Genomic DNA, 18,133 nt, shown 5'->3' with positions numbered 1-18,133 from the left:
ACATCAGAACAGCACGCGACTCCGGATCGTGCCGTTCACCTTGGCCAGCTTCTCCAGCGCCAGGTCGGAGGAGGCGGCGTCGATGTCCATCACCACGTAGCCCACCTTCTCGTTCGTCTGCAGAAACTGCGAGGCGATGTTGATGTGGTTGTCCGAGAAGATCTTGTTGATCTCGGACAGCACGCCCGGCACGTTGCGGTGCACGTGCAGCAAGCGGTGCTTGCCCGGGTGCGCAGGCAGCGCCACCTCGGGAAAGTTGACCGACGAGGTCGAGGTGCCGTTGTCGCTGTATTTGACCAGCTTTTCCGCCACTTCCAGCCCGATGTTGGCCTGCGCCTCCATGGTCGAGCCGCCGATGTGGGGCGTGAGAATCACGTTGTCCAGACCGCGCAGTGGCGACAGGAACTCGTCCTTGTTGCTGCGCGGCTCCACCGGGAACACGTCGATGGCGGCGCCCAGCAGCTTCTTGGCCTTCAGCGCATCGGCCAGCGCCTCGATCTCCACCACCGTGCCGCGCGAGGCGTTGATGAGAATCGAGCCGGGCTTCATCGCCGCGATTTCGGCCGCGCCGATCATCCATTGCGTGGCCTGCGTCTCCGGCACGTGCAGCGTCACGATGTCGCTCTGGCCCAGCAATTGGTGCAGGTCGCGCACCTGGCGCGCGTTGCCCAGAGGCAGTTTGGTGACCACGTCGAAGAACGCCACGTGCATGCCCAGCGCCTCGGCCAGCACCGACAACTGCGCGCCAATGGAGCCGTAGCCCACGATGCCCAGCGTCTTGCCGCGAATTTCAAAGGCGTTGTCGGCCGACTTGAGCCAGCCGCCGCGGTGCGCCACCGCGCTCTTCTCGGGCACGCCGCGCAGCAGCAGGATGGCTTCGGCCAGCACCAGCTCGGCCACCGAACGGGTGTTGGAATACGGCGCGTTGAACACCGCCACGCCATGCTCGCGGGCGGCTTCCAGGTCGACCTGGTTGGTGCCGATGCAAAAGCAGCCGGCGGCCACCAGCTTGTGGGCGGCGGCGAACACCTCGGCGGTCAGTTGCGTGCGCGAACGGATGCCCAGAAAGTGAACGTCGGCGATCTTCGCCTTCAGCTCCGCGTCGGGCAGCGCGCCCGGCAACGACTCGATGTTGGTGTAGCCGGCGGCGCGCAGCACTTCCACGGCCGAGGGGTGAATGCCTTCGAGAAAGAGGAACTTGATCCTGCTCTTGTCGAGGGAAGTTTTGCTGCTCATGGAGGTCTCGCGGAAGGCCCTGGCCGTGGCGACAAGCTGGGCCAAAAAAGGGAGGGCGATGCTAGCATGGTGCGCTGCACCATGCAGGGCGGCGGGCCTTGCCGGACATGATGCAAACAGGGCCATAGGCCCTGGTGCGAACACGGCCAAAACCAACCGCTCAAACAGCGCAAAAAGGGTTTCCCCGATTGGAAGAAACCCGTGGTCCGTGCGCCAATGTGACGCGGCTGTGTCACGCACATGCCATAGCATTCGCGCTTTCCATTTTTCCCTTCAGGAGTCTTCATGCGATTCAAGACGCTCGCGCTGGCATCGGCGCTGGCCGCCACGCTGTTCAACGTGGCTCAGGCCCAGACCGAGATCCAGTGGTGGCATTCCATGACCGCCGTCAACAACGAGTGGGTCAACGACCTGGCCAAGCAGTTCAACGAGAGCCAGAAGGAATACAAGATCGTGCCGACCTTCAAGGGCACGTACGACGAATCCATGACGGCCTCCATCGCGGCATTCCGCTCGGGCAACGCACCGCACATCCTGCAGGTGTTCGAAGTGGGCACCGCCACCATGATGGCCAGCAAGGGCGCGATCATTCCGGTCGGCCAGGTCATGAAGGACGCGGGCGAGAAGTTCGACCCGGCCGCCTACATTCCCGCCGTGGCCGGTTACTACACCGCCCCCAACGGCCAGATGCTGAGCTTCCCGTTCAACAGCTCGACCACCATCTTCTATTTCAACAAGGACGCCTTCAAGGCGGCCGGCCTGCCCACCGACAAGGCACCGGAGACCTGGCCCGAAGTGGTCGCGGCAGCGGCCAAGCTCAAGGCGAGCGGCCACAAGTGCCCGTTCACCACGGCCTGGCAGAACTGGACGCAGGTCGAGAGCTTCTCGGCCTGGCACAACGTGGAATTTGCCAGCAAGGCCAACGGCCTGCAGGGCCTGGACGCGCGCCTGAAGGTGAACTCGCCGCTGCACCTGCGCCACATCGAGAACCTGGCCAGCATGGCCAAGCAGGGCCTGTTCGTCTACAAGGGCCGCGGCAACGTGCCCGAGGCCTCGTTCGTGTCGGGAGAGTGCGCCATGATCAACACGTCTTCGGGCTTCTACGGCAACGTGGCCAAGAACGCCAAGTTCGCCTACGGCCTGGCACCCCTGCCCTACTACCCGGACGTGCCGGGCGCACCGCAGAACACCGTGATCGGCGGCGCCAGCCTGTGGGTGATGTCGGGCAAGAAGCCGGCCGAGTACAAGGGCGTGGCCAAGTTCTTCAGCTTCATCTCGACGCCTGAAGTGCAGTCCGCCAGCCACAAGCGCACGGGCTACCTGCCCGTGACCACCGCTTCGTACAAGCTCACCGAGGAATCGGGCTTCTACAAGCAGAACCCCGGCACCGACGTGGCCGTGACGCAGATGATCCGCAAGGTCACCGACAAGAGCCGCGGCATCCGCCTGGGCAACTATGTGCAGATCCGCGCCATCGAGGACGAAGAGCTCGAACAGGTCTGGAACGGCAAGAAGACGGCCAAGGAAGCCCTGGACGCCATCGTGACCCGTGGCAACGAACAGCTCGAACGCTTTCAGAAGGCAAACAAAAGCTAACGATTGAGCTTCGGGCCTCCGTGTCCGGCTAATATCGCCCGCCCGCGTCCACTCTCATAGAAGAGGGGGCCCGGCGGGATTTTTTATGTAGAGGGATACGAGGGGTTCATGGAAAAACGCGTCTTCTTTCGCTCGGGCTGGTTGCCCTGGCTGCTGCTGACACCGCAAATGGCGGTGATTCTGGTGTTTTTCTTCTGGCCGGCGGGGCAGGCCATCCTGCAGTCGCTGCAGCAGCAAGACGCGTTCGGCACCTCGGTGGAGTTCGTCGGGTTCGACAACTTCAAGCAACTGTGGGGCGACTCGAGCTACGCCGCCTCGTTCAGAACGACGGCCGTGTTCTCGGTGCTGGTGGCCGGCCTCGGCATCAGCCTGTCGCTGGTGCTGGCGGTGTTTGCCGACCGCATCACGCGCGGCGGCACCTTCTACAAGACCATGCTGATCGTTCCCTACGCCGTGGCGCCCGCCGTGGCGGCCGTGCTGTGGGTTTTCATGTTCTCGCCGTCGCTGGGCGTGGTCGCCTATGCGCTGGGCAAGATCGGCATCAACTGGAACCACCTGCTCGACTCGGGCCACGCCATGACGCTGATCGTGATGGCCTCGGTGTGGAAGCAGATTTCGTACAACTTCCTGTTCTTCCTGGCCGGCCTGCAGTCGATTCCCAAGTCGCTGATCGAGGCCGCCGCCATTGACGGCGCGCGCCCGTGGCGCCGCTTCTGGACCGTGCAGTTCCCGCTGCTGTCGCCCACCACCTTCTTCCTGCTGGTGATCAACGTGGTGTACGCCTTCTTCGACACCTTCGCGATCGTCGATGCGGCCACGCAGGGTGGGCCGGGGCAGGACACCACCATCCTGGTCTACAAGGTCTATCACGATGGCTTCAAGAGCCTGGACCTCGGCGGCTCGGCCGCCCAGTCGGTCGTGCTGATGGTGATCGTGGTGGCGCTGACCGTCATCCAGTTCCGCTATGTCGAGAAGAAGGTTCAGTACTGAGCATGAAACAACAACAAAACCAAACGGACGGAGCGCGACATGGTTGAAAGACGCGGCACCCAGGGCATCCTGGCCCACGTGGTGATGATTCTGGGCGTGCTGATCGTCGCCTTCCCGCTGTACCTGGCCTTCGTGGCCTCGACCCACACGGCGCAGGAAATCGTGCAGGCCCCCATGCCGCTGCTGCCAGGCACGCACATGTGGGACAGCTACAAGGCGGCGCTCTTCGGGCGCGAGACCAGCGCGGGCTCCAACGCCCCGGTGGCGCACATGATGTGGGTGAGCTTTGTCACGGCCATGGTGATCGCCGTCGGAAAGATCTCGATCTCGCTGCTGTCGGCCTTCGCCATCGTGTACTTCCGCTTTCCGTTCAAGAAGATCTGCTTCTGGGCCATCTTCGTGACGCTGATGCTGCCGGTGGAAGTGCGCATCCTGCCCACCTACAAGGTGCTGTCGGACCTGAACATGCTCAACAGCTACGCGGGCCTCACGGTGCCGCTGATTGCCTCGGCCACGGCCACCTTCCTGTTCCGCCAGTTCTTTCTGACGGTGCCCGACGAGCTGACCGAAGCCTCGCGCATGGACGGCGCGAGCCCGATGCGCTTTTTCATCGACGTGCTGCTGCCGCTGTCCAAGACCTCGATTGCGGCGCTGTTCGTGATCCAGTTCATCTACGGCTGGAACCAGTACCTGTGGCCGCTGCTGGCGACCACCAGCGAAGACATGTACCCCGTGGTGGTCGGCATCAAGCGAATGATTGCCGGCGGCGACGGACAGAACGAATGGAACGTGGTGATGGCCACGGCCATCCTCGCGATGCTGCCGCCAGCCCTGGTGGTGATCCTGATGCAAAAGTGGTTCGTCAAGGGCCTCGTAGATACCGAGAAATAAGAAATGGCTGCACTTTCCCTTCGCAACGTCATCAAGCGCTACGGCCACGGGCCGAAAGCCAATCAGGTCATCCACGGCGTGAGCGCCGAAATTGCCGACCATGAATTCATCGTGATCGTGGGCCCGTCGGGCTGCGGCAAGTCCACCCTGCTGCGCATGGTGGCCGGGCTGGAAGAAGTCTCGGCCGGCGAGATCGCCATTGGCAACAAGGTGGTGAACGACCTCGAACCGTCCGAGCGCGACATCGCCATGGTGTTCCAGAACTACGCGCTCTACCCGCACATGAGCGTGTTCGCGAACATGGCCTACGGCCTGAAGATCGCCAAGGTGCCGGTGCCCGAGATCAAGGTGCGCGTGGACAAGGCCGCGAAGATTCTGGAGCTCGGCCACCTGCTGGAACGCAAGCCGCGCGAACTCTCCGGCGGACAGCGCCAGCGCGTGGCCATGGGCCGCGCCATCGTGCGCCAGCCGCAGGTGTTTCTGTTCGACGAGCCCCTGTCCAACCTGGACGCCAAGCTGCGCGCGCAGACCCGCCTCGAAATTCAGAAGCTGCACCGCGAGCTGGGCATCACCTCGCTGTTCGTCACGCACGATCAGGTCGAGGCCATGACGCTGGCGCAGCGCATCATCGTGATGAACGGCGGCGTGATGGACCAGTTCGCCACGCCCGAGGAGGTGTACAACCGCCCCGCCACCACCTTCGTGGCCAGCTTCATCGGCTCGCCGCCCATGAACCTGCTCAAGCACGCGCCGGGCGTGCGCCCGGGCCAGATCCTGGGCATTCGCCCCGAGCACATGACGCTGGACGAAAGCGGCTGGACGGTGCAGGTCGAGCAGGTCGAACTGCTGGGCGCCGAGCGCCTGGTGTACGGGCGCATCGGCGACGAGCAGATCATCATGCGCACCGACGAAGGCGACCGCCCGCCGGTGCCGGGGGACACGGTGAAGATTGCCGCGCGCGAAGAAAAGCTGCACTGGTTCGACGCCGGCTCCGGCAAGCGCGCCGACTGACCGATGGCCGTGCCCATGCCCGCCCTCGCACCCTGGCCCTACCCGCGCTGGGTTGCGCACCGCGGCGCCGGCAAGCTGGCGCCCGAGAACACGCTGGCGGCGTTCCGGCTCGGCGCCTCGCACGGCTACCGCATGTTCGAGTGCGACGCCAAGCTCAGCGCAGACGGCGTGCCCTTTCTGATGCACGACGCCGCGCTGGAGCGCACCACCAGCGGCCAAGGCATCGGCGGCGAGCAGCCATGGCATGCGCTGTCGCAGCTCGATGCCGGCAGCTGGCATTCGCGCGCCTGCGCTGGCGAGCCGCTGCCCACGCTGGAGAACATCGCGCGCTTCTGCCTGGCCAACGGCCATCTGCTGAACATCGAGATCAAGCCCGCGCCGGGCGCCGAGCGCGAGACCGGCGAGGTGGTGGCGCGCGAGGCCGCGCGCCTGTGGCAAGACGCGGCCGTGCCGCCGCTGCTCACGTCGTTTCAGGTGGCGTCGCTGCAGGGCGCGCAGGCCACGCAACCCCAACTGCCGCGCGGCCTGCTGCTCGACAAGCTCTGGGACGGCTGGCTGGACGCGGCCCGCCAGCTCGGCTGCGTGGCCATCGTCTGCAACCACGTCCTGTGGACCGCCGAGGTGGTGGCCCAGGTGCACGGCGCGGGCATGCGCGCGCTGAGCTACACGGTGAACGACGAGGCGGCTGCGCAGCGCCTGATCGACCTGGGCACCGACGGCATCATCACCGACCGGGTCGACCTGTTCAGCCCGGCCGGCTGAGGCGCACGTCTCTTACAGGCTCTTACCTCATGGCCGCTTCTATGATGCGGCCATGAAACGGACCTCTCGCCTGGCGAGCCACTGCCTCGCCTTCCTGTTGGCCCTGTCGCTACTGTCACTCCTGTCACTGAGTGGCGCTGCGTTCGCGCAGCCAGACGCCAGCATGAGCGCCGGCAGCGGCAACCCCAACAACAGCGCCAACACCGCCGTTGCGCCACCACCGGCGCCGACGGTGGCCGAGCTGCGCACGCAGTTCAACAAAATCACGGCCGACGCCGCCACCAGCACCGACGACGACCCGCGCAGGCAGCTCTCGCTGATCAGCGACATCGGCGCTCAGGCCGACAAGTTTGTCGCCGCGCGCACCGGCGACCTCGCCGACCTCAACGCGCGGCTAGGCGAGCTCGGCAACCCGCCCGGCGCCGGCGCCACCGAAGACCCCGACATCACCCGCCAGCGCGCGCGCCTCACCAAGGAGCGCAACGCGCTGGACGCGGACATCCGGCTCGCCAAGCTGCTGTCGATCGACGTGCGCCAGCGCGGCGCCGACCTGGTCACGCAGCGGCGCGAGCTGTTCGAGGCCCAGCTCACCGAGCGCGCGGCCTCGCCGCTGACCGGCGCCTTCTGGAACGACCTGAAGGAGGCCTGGCCCGACGACCTCGAACGGCTGCAGGCCATGGGCGCGGCACTCAACGAAGGGTTCGACCAGGCGCTGGCGCCCGCGTCGCGCACGCTGGTGATTGCCGCGCTCATCGGCGCGCTGCTGCTGGCCTTTGCCGGCATCTGGGGCGCCGAGCGCGCGCTCACGCACCTGGCGATGCGGATGCTGCCGGCCGGACGGCTGCGGCGTTCGCTGCTGGTGATTGCCATCGTTGCGAGCCATGTGCTGCTGGTGGCGCTGGCCGCGCACGGCTTCGTCGAAGTGCTCAAGGCGCACGCCACCTGGGACGCGCAGGCGCGAAAGGCGCTGCAGTCGACGGCCCAGGCGCTGACTTTCATGGCCTTCGTGATCGGCCTGGGCCGCGCGCTGCTGGCCACGTCGCGCCCCTCCTGGCGGCTGCCGCCCATTCCCGACGCCACGGCCAGCAAGCTCGCGGTGCTGCCCTGGCTGGTGGCGCTGGTGGCGGCGCTGGCCTGGACGCCGGCCGAGATCAACGCGCTGGTCGACGCCAGCTTCGCGGCCGTGGTGGCCACGCACGTGCTGACGGCGCTGGTCCTCACCGCGCTGGTCGGCACCGTGATCTACCGGCTGAAGGCACTGCGCGCCGACGCCCCCGAGGCCGGCCTGCCCGAGCGGCCGATGTGGGTCGGCCTGCTGGTGGCGCTGATTGGCGCGCTGATGATCGCCATCTGGGTGCTGGTGGCGCTGGGCTATGTGGCGCTGGGCAGCTTCCTGGCCTCGCAGCTGACCTGGACCGGCATTGTGGCGGCGGCCTTCTATGTGCTGTTCAAGTTTGCCGACGACGTGTTCATGGCCGTCGTTTCGTCGCGCAGCGCCTTCGGGCAGAAGCTGCAGAAAAGCTTCGGCCTGGCGCCGCAGACGCTGGACCAGACGGCCACGGTGCTGTCGGGCATCAGCCGCGTGGCGCTGTTCGTGTACATGCTGATTGCGCTGGCCGCGCCGCTGGGCACCTCGCCGGGCGAGGTGTTCCAGCGCAGCGGCAAGCTCGGCAGCGGCGTGAAGGTGGGCGAGTTTCAGCTGGTGCCGGGCGCCATCTTGAGCGCCATCGGGGTGGCGCTGGTCGGCTTCATCGTGCTGCGGGTGTTCAAGCGCTGGCTGGAGCGCAGCTACCTGCCCAACACACAGCTGGAGCCGGGCATGCAGAGCTCCATCACCACGCTGCTGGGCTATGTGGGCGGCATTCTGGTGGTCGCGTTCACGCTGTCGGCCATGGGCATTGGCATCGAGCGCATCGCGTGGGTGGCCAGCGCGCTGTCGGTGGGCATCGGTTTCGGCCTGCAGGCGATCGTGCAGAACTTCATATCGGGCCTGATCCTGCTGGCCGAGCAGCCGGTGAAGGTGGGCGACTGGGTGGTGCTGGGCACGGCCGAGGGCGACGTGCGGCGCATCAACGTGCGCGCCACCGAGATCCAGCTGGGCGACCGCTCCACGCTGATCGTGCCCAACTCGGAGTTCATCACCAAGACCGTGCGCAACATGACCCTGGCCAACGCCGAGGGCCGCGTGCTGATCCGCCTGCCCATGCCGCTGACCACCGACGCGCAGCGCGTGCGCGACCTGATCCTCACGGCCTGCAGGGCGCACGAGGGCGTGCTGGAAACACCGGCGCCGTCGCTCACGCTCGAAGGCATCGAGAACGGGTTGCTGATCTTCCAGGCGATTGCCTATGTACCGAGCCCCCGGCTGGCGGGCGGCGTGCGCAGCGACCTGCTGTTCGTGATTCTGGACGAGCTGAAGAAGGCTTCGCTGCCGTTGGCGGTGCCGACGATGGTGCTGGCTGCGACGTCCACGGCACCTGCGTCCGAGCCGCTGGCCACGCCCAGCGTGCCGTCGTCGCCTGCTTCGCCGATTCCGGGCGTGCAGCTTTGAGGCGCCGCGAGACGCTGCACGGTTACAAGCCGCTGCCGGCCTGATGGCTTTGCCCGCTGACTGGCTCGTGCGCGCCATGCGCGCGGACGACCTCGACGCCGTGCTCGCGGTGCAGCTCGCGTGCTACGGCGCGGGCTTCGTGGAGAGCGGTGAAGTCATCGCACGACGGCTCGCTGCGGCACCGCAGACGGGCTGGGTCACCGAACACCAAGGGCGCGTGCGGGCCTATCTGGCGGGTTATCCGTCGGTGGCAGGCAAGCTCACGCCCCTGCATGGGGAGTTCGAGGTGGCCACGGCGCCCGATTCGCTCTACCTGCACGACCTGGCCGTGCACCCGAACGCTGCTGGGCTGGGCCTGGGGCCATGGCTGGTGCGCCATGCCTGGGCGCATGCCGCGCAGGCCGGCTGGCGGCATTCCACGCTGGTGTCGGTGCAGTCTGCGGTGGGCTTCTGGGAACGCCAGGGCTACGCGCCGGCACAGCCCGCCGGCCAGGAGCAACAGGCCCGGCTGGCCACCTACCCGGGCGACTCGGTTTTCATGATGCGACAGCTGGGCTGACCCGCCCGGTGAGCTGTCAGCCGCGCCAGCCGCGCATCGCCAGCCACTGCACGGTGCCGCACACCACCACCAGCGCGGCGTAGGTCACCATGGCGCCGTCGCGCCCGAACACCGCGAGGCCGACCACCGACACCCCCACGCCGGCCCCGAAGGTCAGCGCCCACTGGGCCCACCAGCGGGGCACCCCGGTGCGCTTGCCGCCCAGGTAACGGCCGGCCAGGACCAGCACCAGAGCCAGAAAAGCCGCGGGTGCCACAAAATTAAGCAGGTGATTGAAAAAGGCCAACAGGTCCATCGGAAGGGTCGCCGCGTGCGTGAGCCATGCGGCCGGCGTTATGGCTGTCATAGGGAAAGCGATTTGTCCCTGCGCAAGCCTTGTGCGGCTGCTGATTTTATAATCACGCGCATGTCAGTCTGGGCTCTCGGCTTGAACCACACGACCGCGCCGCTCGATCTGCGCGGCCGTTTCGCGTTCGCGCTCGATCAGATCGCCCCCACGCTGCAAAGCCTGCGTGGTTCCTTCGCCTCTGGCAGCCACCCCCAGGTCGAGGCCGCAATCATCTCCACCTGCAACCGCACCGAGATCTATTGCGCCTCGGAGCACATCGCGCTGGACCACACTTTCGGCTGGCTGGCGCAAAGCGGTGGCGTGGCGCCGGCCCTGCTGCGCTCGCATGCCTACACCCTGCACGACGACCAAGCCGCGCGCCACGCCTTTCGCGTGGCCAGCGGGCTCGACTCCATGGTGCTGGGCGAGGCACAGATCCTCGGCCAGATGAAAGACGCCGTGCGCGCGGCCGAAACCGCCGGCGCGCTCGGCAGCACGCTGAACCAGCTGTTCCAGCGCTCGTTCGCCGTGGCCAAGGAAGTGCGCACGGCCACCGAGATCGGCGCGCACTCCATCAGTATGGCCGCCGCCGCGGTGCGTCTGGCCGGCCAGTTGTTCGAAGACCTGCGCACCACGCGCGTGCTGTTCGTGGGCGCGGGCGAAATGATCGACCTGGCCGCCACGCACTTCGCGGCCAGGGAGCCCAAGTCGATCGTCATTGCCAACCGCACGCTGGAGCGCGGCGAAAAACTGGCCTCGCGCTTCGGCGGCGAGGCCATGCGACTGGCCGACCTGCCCTCGCGGCTGGCCGAGTTCGACATCGTGGTGAGCTGCACCGCCAGCACGCTGCCGATCATCGGCCTGGGTGCCGTGGAGCGCGCACTCAAGGCGCGCAAGCACCGCCCGATGTTCATGGTCGACCTGGCCGTGCCGCGCGACATCGAGCCCGAAGTGAAGGCGCTGGAAGACATCTACCTGTACACCGTCGACGATCTGGCCCAGGTGGTGCAACAGGGCCAGGCCAACCGCCAGGCCGCCGTGGCGCAGGCCGAAGTCATCATCGACGCGGGCGTTCAGAGCTTCATGCACTGGCTGGGCCAGCGCGGCACGGTGCCGCTGATCCAGCAGCTCAATGCTCAGGCCGACGAATGGCGTGCCGCCGAAATGGCGCGCGCGCGCAAGCTGCTGGCCAAGGGCGAACCGGTCGAGGCCGTGCTCGAAGCCATGTCGCGCGGGCTCACCCAGAAAATGATGCACGGCGCCATGGCCGAGCTGCACTCGGGCGATGCCGGCTCGCGCGAGCAAACCGCGCAGACCATCTCGCGCCTGTTCCTGCGCAAAGAGCGTTAGCGACGCTGGTCATCGCCCGGCCCATGGCCGTGGCTTTCATGCGCCTGCAGTCGCACGGCGGCATTCCCTCATTTTTTTCGAGCTTCCCCGAGCCCTTTTCGCCGTGAAATCATTCCTGCGCCACCAACTCGAACGCTACGCCCAGCGCCTGGGCGAGCTCGACTTCCTGCTCTCGCGCGAAGACATCATGAGCGACATGGCGCAGTACCGCACCATCTCGCGCGAGCATGCCGAAATCACCCAGATCGCCGGGCGCTACGAGCGCTACAAGCAGCGCGAGGCCGACATCGCCGGGGCGAAAGAAATGCTCGGCGATCCCGACATGGCCGAAATGGCGATGGAAGAAATCGCAGGCGCCGAAGCCGAGCTGGTTCAGCTCGAAGAAGAACTGCAGCGCCTGCTGCTGCCCAAGGACCCGGACGACGCGCGCAATGCCTTCATGGAAATCCGCGCCGGCACGGGCGGCGACGAGTCGGCCCTGTTCGCGGGCGACCTGCTGCGCATGTACACGCGCTATTGCGAGCGCGTGGGGCTGCGTTGCGAGATCGTGAGCGAGAGCGCGAGCGAGCTCGGCGGCTACAAGGAAGTGGTGATCCGCATCGTCGGCGACGAGGTCTTCGGCAAGCTGCGCTTCGAGTCCGGCGGCCACCGCGTGCAACGCGTGCCGGCGACCGAGACGCAGGGCCGCATCCACACCAGCGCCTGCACGGTGGCCGTGCTGGCCGAGCCCGACGAAACCGTGGCGGTGCAGATCAACCCGGCCGACCTGCGCATCGACACCTACCGCGCGAGCGGCGCCGGCGGGCAGCACATCAACAAGACCGATTCGGCCGTGCGCATCACGCACATTCCGACCGGCATCGTGGCCGAGTGCCAGGACGACCGCAGCCAGCACCGCAACAAGGCCAAGGCGCTGCAGGTGCTGTCGGCCCGCATCCAGGAGAAGGACCGCAGCGAGCGCGCCGCCAAGGACGCCGCCATGCGCAAGGGGCTGATCGGCAGCGGCGACCGCTCCGACCGCATTCGCACCTACAACTTTCCGCAGGGCCGGCTCACCGACCACCGCATCAACCTCACGCTCTACAAGCTGCTGGCCATCATGGAAGGCGACCTGGGCGACGTGCTCGAAGCCCTGCGCGCCGCGCGCGAGGCCGAGCAACTGGCCGAGCTCGAATCGAGCCTGCCGGCGTGATGAGCACCGAGAACCCGTTGCCGTCGACCGTGGCGCAGGCGCTGCATGCGGCCGTGGCGCTGGGCGTGGAACGGCTCGATGCACAGCTGCTGCTGCTGCACGCCCTGGGCCGCGCGCCGCATGACCGCGCCTGGCTGCTGGCGCACGACACCGACGCCATGCCCGAGGCCGCATGGTCCGCACTGGCCGCGCAGCTGTCGCGCCGCCTGGCCGGCGAGCCGGTGGCCTACCTGCTGGGCGAAAAGGAATTTCACGGCCTGGCCTTGCAGGTCGATGCACGCGTGCTGGTGCCGCGACCCGACACCGAGACGCTGGTCGAATGGGCCCTGCATTGCCTCGAAGGCCATGCCACGCCGCGCGTGCTCGACCTGGGCACCGGCAGCGGCGCCATCGCGCTGGCGCTGCAACACGCCCGCCCCGACGCGCAGGTCGACGCAGTCGACGCCAGCGCCGGCGCGCTCGCGGTCGCCCAGGCCAACGCCCAGCGCCTGGGCCTGCCGGTGCGCTTCGCGCAGGCCAACTGGCTCGATGGCGCCGGCAACGGCTACACGGTCATCGCCAGCAACCCGCCGTACATCGCCTCCGGCGACCCGCACCTGCCCGCGCTGCGCCACGAGCCGGTTTCCGCCCTGGTGGCGGGCGCGGACGGCCTCGACGACATCCGTCAGATCGTTCAGCACGCCCCCGCGCACCTCGCGCCCAGCGGCTGGCTGCTGCTCGAACACGGCCACGACCAGGCCGCCGCCGTGCGCCAACTGCTCGCCGAACGCGGCTTTGCCGACGTGCAAAGCCGCGACGACCTTGCCGGCATCCCGCGCTGCTCAGGCGGGATCTGGCGCGCGGTGAAATAATCCCTCCAGCCCACTTTTCAGGAGTTCCCATGTCCGACGCTCAGCAACGCATTGACGATCTCGTCAAAACCAACGAACTCGTGCTCTTCATGAAGGGCAACGCCAGTTTCCCGATGTGCGGTTTCTCGGGCCGCGCCATCCAGATCCTGAAGGCCGTCGGTGTCGACACCAAGGCGCTGAAGACCGTCAACGTGCTGGAAGACGATGGCATTCGCCAGGGCATCAAGGAATACAGCAACTGGCCCACCATTCCGCAGCTGTACGTGAAGGGCGAGTTCATCGGCGGCTCGGACATCATGATGGAGATGTACGAGTCCGGCGAGCTGCAGCAAGTGGTGAACGGCAGCCCTGCCTGAGCCAATAGAAGGCTGCAATGAGCCACGATCACGGCCATTCGCACGACCATTCGCACGCGCATGACGACCCTGCGGGCGATACCGGCGACATGGCCGAACCGGCCTGGAAGCATGACGGCGTGCGTGTGGTCGGGGCCAACCAGCTGGACGTCAACACCGCGCAGACGCCCGGCATGAACCGGGCGGCGGCCATCAACTTTGCGCGCGTCGGCGCGCAAAAGCTCTGGGCCGGCACCGTCACCATCCATGCGGACGCCAAGACCGGTGCCCATCACCATGGCCCGCTCGAATCGGTGATCTACGTGGTGCGCGGGCGGGCGCGCATGCGCTGGGGCGAGAAGCTCGAGTTCACGGCAGAGGCCGGCCCGGGCGACTTCATCTATGTGCCGCCTTTCGTGCCGCACCAGGAAATCAACGCCAGCGCGACCGAGCCGCTCGAATGCGTGCTGTGCCGCAGCGACGGCGAAGCGGTGGCAGTGAACCTCGACATCGAGCCCGTCGAAAAGCCGGAATCGGTTCTCTGGGTCGACCCGACCCACCCGCACGGCGGGGTGTGAAGGTTTTTGCGAGGCCGAGTCATGGCACCATGGCACTCTTCACCGTGCCACCATGACCCTGACCCAAAGCCTGCTCATCATCGTCTTGCTGATCGCGTTGAGCGCGTTCTTCTCCCTTGCCGAAATCACCCTGGCCGCGTCTCGCCGCCTGCGTTTGCGCCAGATGGCCGACGAGGGCGACCCGCGCGCTGAAAAAGTGCTGCGGGTGCAGGAGCAGCCCGGCCACTATTTCACCGTGGTGCAGATCGGCCTCAACGCTGTGGCCATCCTCGGCGGCGTGGTCGGCGAGGGGTCGCTGAGCCCCTACTTCGCAGGCTTCTTCGAACGCTGGTTGAGCGTGGAGGCCTCGGCCAGCGTGGCCTTTTTGTGCTCGTTCGTCATCGTCATCGCGGTATTCCTGGTGTTCGCCGACCTGTTCCCCAAACGCCTGGGCATGAGCAACCCCGAGCAGCTGGCGGTGCGCATGGTCGGGCCGATGCAGCTGCTCATCACCACCTTCAAGCCGCTGGTGTGGTTCTTCACGCGCTGCACCGACCTGCTGTTCAAGGTGCTCGGCATGCCGATGGCGCGCGACGACAAGATCACCTCGGCCGACATCCTTGCCATGACCGAAGCCGGTGCTCGCGCGGGCGTGCTCGCGGTGCGCGAGCAGCAGGTGATCGCCAATGTGTTCGAGCTGGAGACGCGCCTGGTGAGCAGCGTGATGACCGCGCGCGAGAGCATTGCCTGGTTTTTGCACGACGACCCCGAGTCGGTGCTGCGCGCGCGCATCGTGGCCGAGCCTTTCTCGGCCTACCCGGTGTGCGACGGCGACATCGACCATGTGCTGGGCTACGTGGACGCCAAGGACATGTTCCAGCGCGTGCTCAGCGGCCAGCCGCTGGCCTTCGACCAGGGCCTGCCGCTGCACAAGGCGCTGGTCATTCCCGACCGGCTGTCGCTCACGGAAGTGCTCGAGCAGTTCCAGCAGGCGCACGAAGACTTCGCGATCATCGTCAACGAATACAGCCTGGTGGTGGGCGTGATCACGCTCAACGACGTGATGAGCACGGTGATGGGCGACCTGGTCACCATGCCCGACGAAGAGCAGATCGTGCGGCGCGACGAGAACTCGTGGCTCATCGACGGCGTCACGCCCATCCAGGATGTGCAGCGCGCGCTGCACATCGACGAGCTGCCGCACGCGGAAGAGTACGAAACGCTCGCAGGCTTCCTGATGGTGATGCTGCGCCGCGTGCCCAAGCGCACCGACAGCGTGACCTGGGGCGGCTACACCTTCGAGGTGATGGACGTGGACAGCTACCGCATCGACCAGGTGATGGTCACCAAGGGCTCGGCCACCGCGAAGGCACCGCCCAGCTGACGGCGCGCGGCTGCGTTGTTCAGCCAGCCGCCGCCCGGTCCTTGTCGCGCTCGCGTTCCTTGTCGTTGAACGCCCAGAGCCGCTGGTTCGCAAAAATTGCGTTGGGGTACGGCGACTTGCCGCGGCTGCCGTTGTAGCGGCCCAGCGTCATGTACAGATCGCCGTTCTCGCGGTCGAGGTAGTGACGCAATATGACGCAGCCGAAGCGCAGGTTGGTCTGCATGTGGAACAGCTTGGCCGAATCGCTGTCGCCGATCACGCGGGTCCAGAACGGCATGACCTGCATGTAGCCGCGCGCACCCGCGCTGGACACCGCGAACTTGCGGAAGTTGCTTTCGACCTGCACCAGCCCCAGCACCAGGCTCACCTCGAGGCCCGAGCGCTTGGCTTCGTACCAAACGGTCTGCAGCAGCTCGATGCGCGAAGGCGCGTCAGCCACTTTCTTCTTCAGCCGCTCGCTCATTTCGCCCAGCCAACGCAGGTAGGCCAGACGCGCCTCGGTGTTCGCGAACTGCGGCACCGGCGGCGCCTTGTTGTGGATGGCCGAGCTGAGCGCGGTGCGCACCGAGTCGATCAGAGGCTCCTCGATCTGCGCGCCCGCCAGGGCGGTGCGCGGCAACGACAGCGTTGCAAGGGCTCCCGCCGTCACGGCGGCGCCCAGGCACTGGCGTCGCGAGAGGCCGCCCTCCAGGCTCATTTCGCGAGCTTGCCGGCAATGAATTCGGCAATGCCGGCGGCAGGCACCTTGGTGGCGGCGGTGTCGCGGCGGCCCTGGTATTCGAGCTGGCCTTCTTTCAGGCCGCGGTCGGAAATGACCACGCGGTGCGGCACGCCGATCAGCTCCCAGTCGGCGAACATCGCGCCGGGGCGTTCGCCGCGGTCGTCGAGCAACACGTCCACGCCCTTGGCAAGCAGCTCTTCGTAGAGCGCTTCGGCAGCGGTCTTGACCTCGGCGCTGCGGTCCATGCCGATCGGGCAGACCACCACCGTGAAGGGCGCGATCGCGTCGGGCCAGATGATGCCGCGCTCGTCGTGGTTCTGTTCGATGGCCGCCGCCGGCAGGCGGGTGATGCCGATGCCGTAGCAGCCCATTTCCAGGAACTGCGGCTTGCCGCCTTCGTCGAGGTAGGTGGCGTTCATGTCCTTGCTGTACTTGGTGCCCAACACAAACACGTGGCCCACTTCGATGCCGCGCTCGATGGCCAGCACGCCCTTGCCGTCGGGCGAGGCGTCGCCGGCGACCACGTTGCGCAGGTCGGCCACGAGCTCGGGCTCGGGGAGGTCGCGGCCCCAGTTGACGCCGGTCATGTGAAAGTCGACCTCGTTGGCGCCGGTGATCCAGTCGGCCATGACCGCCACTTCGCGGTCGGCCACCATCTTCACCGGCTTCTTGAGGTTCAGCGGGCCGAGGTAGCCCGGCTTGCAGCCGAAGTGCTCGTCGATCTCGGCCAGGGTCGCGAAGCGGAAGCCCTTGTCAAGGCCCGGCAGCTTGCCGACCTTGATCTCGTTCATGTCATGGTCGCCGCGCAGCAGCAGCAGCCAGACCTGCGAGCCCTTGACGTTGCCGGCCGCGTCGACGATTTCGGTGGCCAGCACAAGCGACTTCACCGTGGTCGACAGTGGCACGCCGAGCAGCACGGCCACGTCTTCGCAAGTGCTCTTGCCCGGGGTGGGCGTCTTCTCGAGCGCATTGGCGGCCGCAGGACGCGGGCCGGCCGGGGCGAGCGCCTCGGCCTTTTCCATGTTGGCGGCGTAGCTGCTGTCGGGGCAATAGACGATGGCATCTTCGCCCGTGGCGGCAATCACCTGGAACTCTTCGCTCAGGTCGCCGCCGATGGCGCCGCTGTCCGCCGCCACGGCGCGGTAACGCAGGCCGAAGCGGTCGAAGATGTTGCGGTAGGCCTGCGCCATGACCTGGTAGCTGGCCTTGGCGGCATCGAGGTCGCGGTCGAAGCTGTAGGCGTCCTTCATGATGAATTCGCGCCCGCGCATCAGGCCGAAGCGCGGACGGCGCTCGTCACGGAACTTGGTCTGGATCTGGTAGAAATTCTTCGGCAGCTGCTTGTAGCTGCGGATTTCCTGGCGCGCGATGTCGGTCACAACCTCTTCGCTGGTCGGCTGGATCACGAAGTCGCGGTCGTGGCGGTCCTTGATGCGCAGCAGCTCGGGGCCCATCTTCTCGAAGCGCCCGGTCTCCTGCCAGAACTCTGCCGGCTGCACCACGGGCATGGCCATCTCGACGGCACCGGCGCGGTTCATTTCCTCGCGCACGATCGCTTCGACCTTGCGGATCACCCGCAGGCCCATGGGCATGTAGGTGTAGATGCCCGTGCCGAGCTTCTTGATCATGCCGGCACGTGTCATGAGCCGGTGGCTCGCGACCTCGGCGTCAGCGGGCGCTTCCTTGAGGGTGGAGACAAAAAATCGGGAAGCTTTCATCGGGATCGCGGTGATGGATGCAAAGTGGAAGTGGGGGACTGCTCCCCCGGAGAGACCCTGAGGGACTGGCATCGGCAGCTTGCCGGGGACACCCCGGCATG

General features: G+C 66.8%; 17 protein-coding genes. 13 read left to right on the top strand and 4 right to left on the bottom strand.

The window, feature by feature from the left end; translation table 11 throughout:
* Positions 1–3: 3 nt before the first annotated feature.
* The gene (serA, locus tag VLK31_RS26370) at positions 4–1,236 is read right to left on the bottom strand and encodes a phosphoglycerate dehydrogenase (protein ID WP_409171425.1); all 1,233 of its coding nucleotides are present in this window, start codon (positions 1,234–1,236) and stop codon (positions 4–6) included.
* 285 nt (positions 1,237–1,521) lie between these two features.
* Between serA and ugpB the strand changes: the two genes are divergently transcribed.
* From ugpB to VLK31_RS26335, 7 genes are all read left to right on the top strand, one after another.
* Complete coding sequence (gene ugpB / locus VLK31_RS26365) at positions 1,522–2,832, top strand: sn-glycerol-3-phosphate ABC transporter substrate-binding protein UgpB (protein WP_409171424.1); 1,311 nt, start codon at positions 1,522–1,524, stop codon at positions 2,830–2,832.
* A gap of 108 nt (positions 2,833–2,940) precedes the next feature.
* The gene (gene ugpA, locus VLK31_RS26360) at positions 2,941–3,822 is read left to right on the top strand and encodes a sn-glycerol-3-phosphate ABC transporter permease UgpA (protein ID WP_409171423.1); all 882 of its coding nucleotides are present in this window, start codon (positions 2,941–2,943) and stop codon (positions 3,820–3,822) included.
* 39 nt (positions 3,823–3,861) lie between these two features.
* The gene (ugpE, locus tag VLK31_RS26355; RefSeq protein ID WP_409171422.1) at positions 3,862–4,713 is read left to right on the top strand and encodes a sn-glycerol-3-phosphate ABC transporter permease UgpE; all 852 of its coding nucleotides are present in this window, start codon (positions 3,862–3,864) and stop codon (positions 4,711–4,713) included.
* Between the two features lie 3 nt (positions 4,714–4,716).
* Entirely contained in the window at positions 4,717–5,724 is a 1,008-nt protein-coding gene (gene ugpC / locus VLK31_RS26350) for a sn-glycerol-3-phosphate ABC transporter ATP-binding protein UgpC (RefSeq protein WP_409171421.1), read from the top strand.
* Positions 5,725–5,739: 15 nt separating this feature from the next.
* Positions 5,740–6,486 (top strand): glycerophosphodiester phosphodiesterase, encoded by a 747-nt coding sequence (gene ugpQ, locus VLK31_RS26345; RefSeq protein WP_409171420.1) that lies wholly within the window; start codon positions 5,740–5,742, stop codon positions 6,484–6,486.
* A gap of 52 nt (positions 6,487–6,538) precedes the next feature.
* A complete protein-coding gene (locus VLK31_RS26340; RefSeq protein WP_409171419.1) occupies positions 6,539–9,037 on the top strand; it encodes a DUF3772 domain-containing protein in 2,499 nt (832 codons plus the stop codon).
* A gap of 43 nt (positions 9,038–9,080) precedes the next feature.
* Entirely contained in the window at positions 9,081–9,596 is a 516-nt protein-coding gene (locus tag VLK31_RS26335; RefSeq protein WP_409171418.1) for a GNAT family N-acetyltransferase, read from the top strand.
* A 16-nt stretch (positions 9,597–9,612) separates the two neighbouring features.
* On the opposite strand, the gene VLK31_RS26330 is transcribed toward VLK31_RS26335, so the two are convergent.
* Positions 9,613–9,891 carry a hypothetical protein gene (locus tag VLK31_RS26330; RefSeq protein WP_409171451.1) on the bottom strand — a complete coding sequence of 93 codons (279 nt, stop codon included), beginning with the start codon at positions 9,889–9,891 and terminating at the stop codon, positions 9,613–9,615.
* A gap of 111 nt (positions 9,892–10,002) precedes the next feature.
* Here VLK31_RS26330 and hemA point away from each other — a divergent pair, with 111 nt between their 5' ends.
* The 6 genes from hemA (at position 10,003) to VLK31_RS26300 (ending at position 15,593) form a co-directional block, all read left to right on the top strand.
* Complete coding sequence (hemA, locus tag VLK31_RS26325) at positions 10,003–11,274, top strand: glutamyl-tRNA reductase (RefSeq protein ID WP_409171417.1); 1,272 nt, start codon at positions 10,003–10,005, stop codon at positions 11,272–11,274.
* 103 nt (positions 11,275–11,377) lie between these two features.
* On the top strand, positions 11,378–12,466 hold the full coding sequence (prfA, locus tag VLK31_RS26320; protein WP_409171416.1) for a peptide chain release factor 1: 1,089 nt from the start codon (positions 11,378–11,380) through the stop codon (positions 12,464–12,466).
* Complete coding sequence (gene prmC / locus VLK31_RS26315) at positions 12,466–13,317, top strand: peptide chain release factor N(5)-glutamine methyltransferase (RefSeq protein ID WP_409171415.1); 852 nt, start codon at positions 12,466–12,468, stop codon at positions 13,315–13,317. Before prfA ends, prmC begins: the two co-directional genes overlap by 1 nt.
* Before the next feature lie 29 nt (positions 13,318–13,346).
* The gene (gene grxD / locus VLK31_RS26310) at positions 13,347–13,673 is read left to right on the top strand and encodes a Grx4 family monothiol glutaredoxin (RefSeq protein ID WP_093134857.1); all 327 of its coding nucleotides are present in this window, start codon (positions 13,347–13,349) and stop codon (positions 13,671–13,673) included.
* Positions 13,674–13,690: 17 nt separating this feature from the next.
* Positions 13,691–14,230 (top strand): cupin domain-containing protein, encoded by a 540-nt coding sequence (locus VLK31_RS26305; RefSeq protein ID WP_409171414.1) that lies wholly within the window; start codon positions 13,691–13,693, stop codon positions 14,228–14,230.
* A gap of 52 nt (positions 14,231–14,282) precedes the next feature.
* Positions 14,283–15,593 carry a hemolysin family protein gene (locus VLK31_RS26300; RefSeq protein ID WP_409171413.1) on the top strand — a complete coding sequence of 437 codons (1,311 nt, stop codon included), beginning with the start codon at positions 14,283–14,285 and terminating at the stop codon, positions 15,591–15,593.
* Positions 15,594–15,612: 19 nt separating this feature from the next.
* Here VLK31_RS26300 and VLK31_RS26295 read toward each other — a convergent pair whose 3' ends face one another.
* Together VLK31_RS26295 and VLK31_RS26290 are read right to left on the bottom strand one after the other, a co-directional pair.
* Positions 15,613–16,290, bottom strand: coding sequence for a lytic transglycosylase domain-containing protein (locus tag VLK31_RS26295; protein ID WP_409171412.1), 678 nt, complete (start codon positions 16,288–16,290; stop codon positions 15,613–15,615).
* Entirely contained in the window at positions 16,287–18,032 is a 1,746-nt protein-coding gene (locus tag VLK31_RS26290; RefSeq protein WP_409171411.1) for a proline--tRNA ligase, read from the bottom strand. The genes VLK31_RS26295 and VLK31_RS26290 overlap by 4 nt, the downstream gene beginning before the upstream one ends.
* Positions 18,033–18,133 lie beyond the last annotated feature (101 nt).

Origin of the sequence: Variovorax sp. H27-G14 (genome assembly GCF_046156345.1) — a bacterium.
Lineage (GTDB): Bacteria > Pseudomonadota > Gammaproteobacteria > Burkholderiales > Burkholderiaceae_C > Variovorax.
Note: the sequence above shows the minus strand (reverse complement) of the source record. Positions and strands in the feature narration are given on the sequence as shown.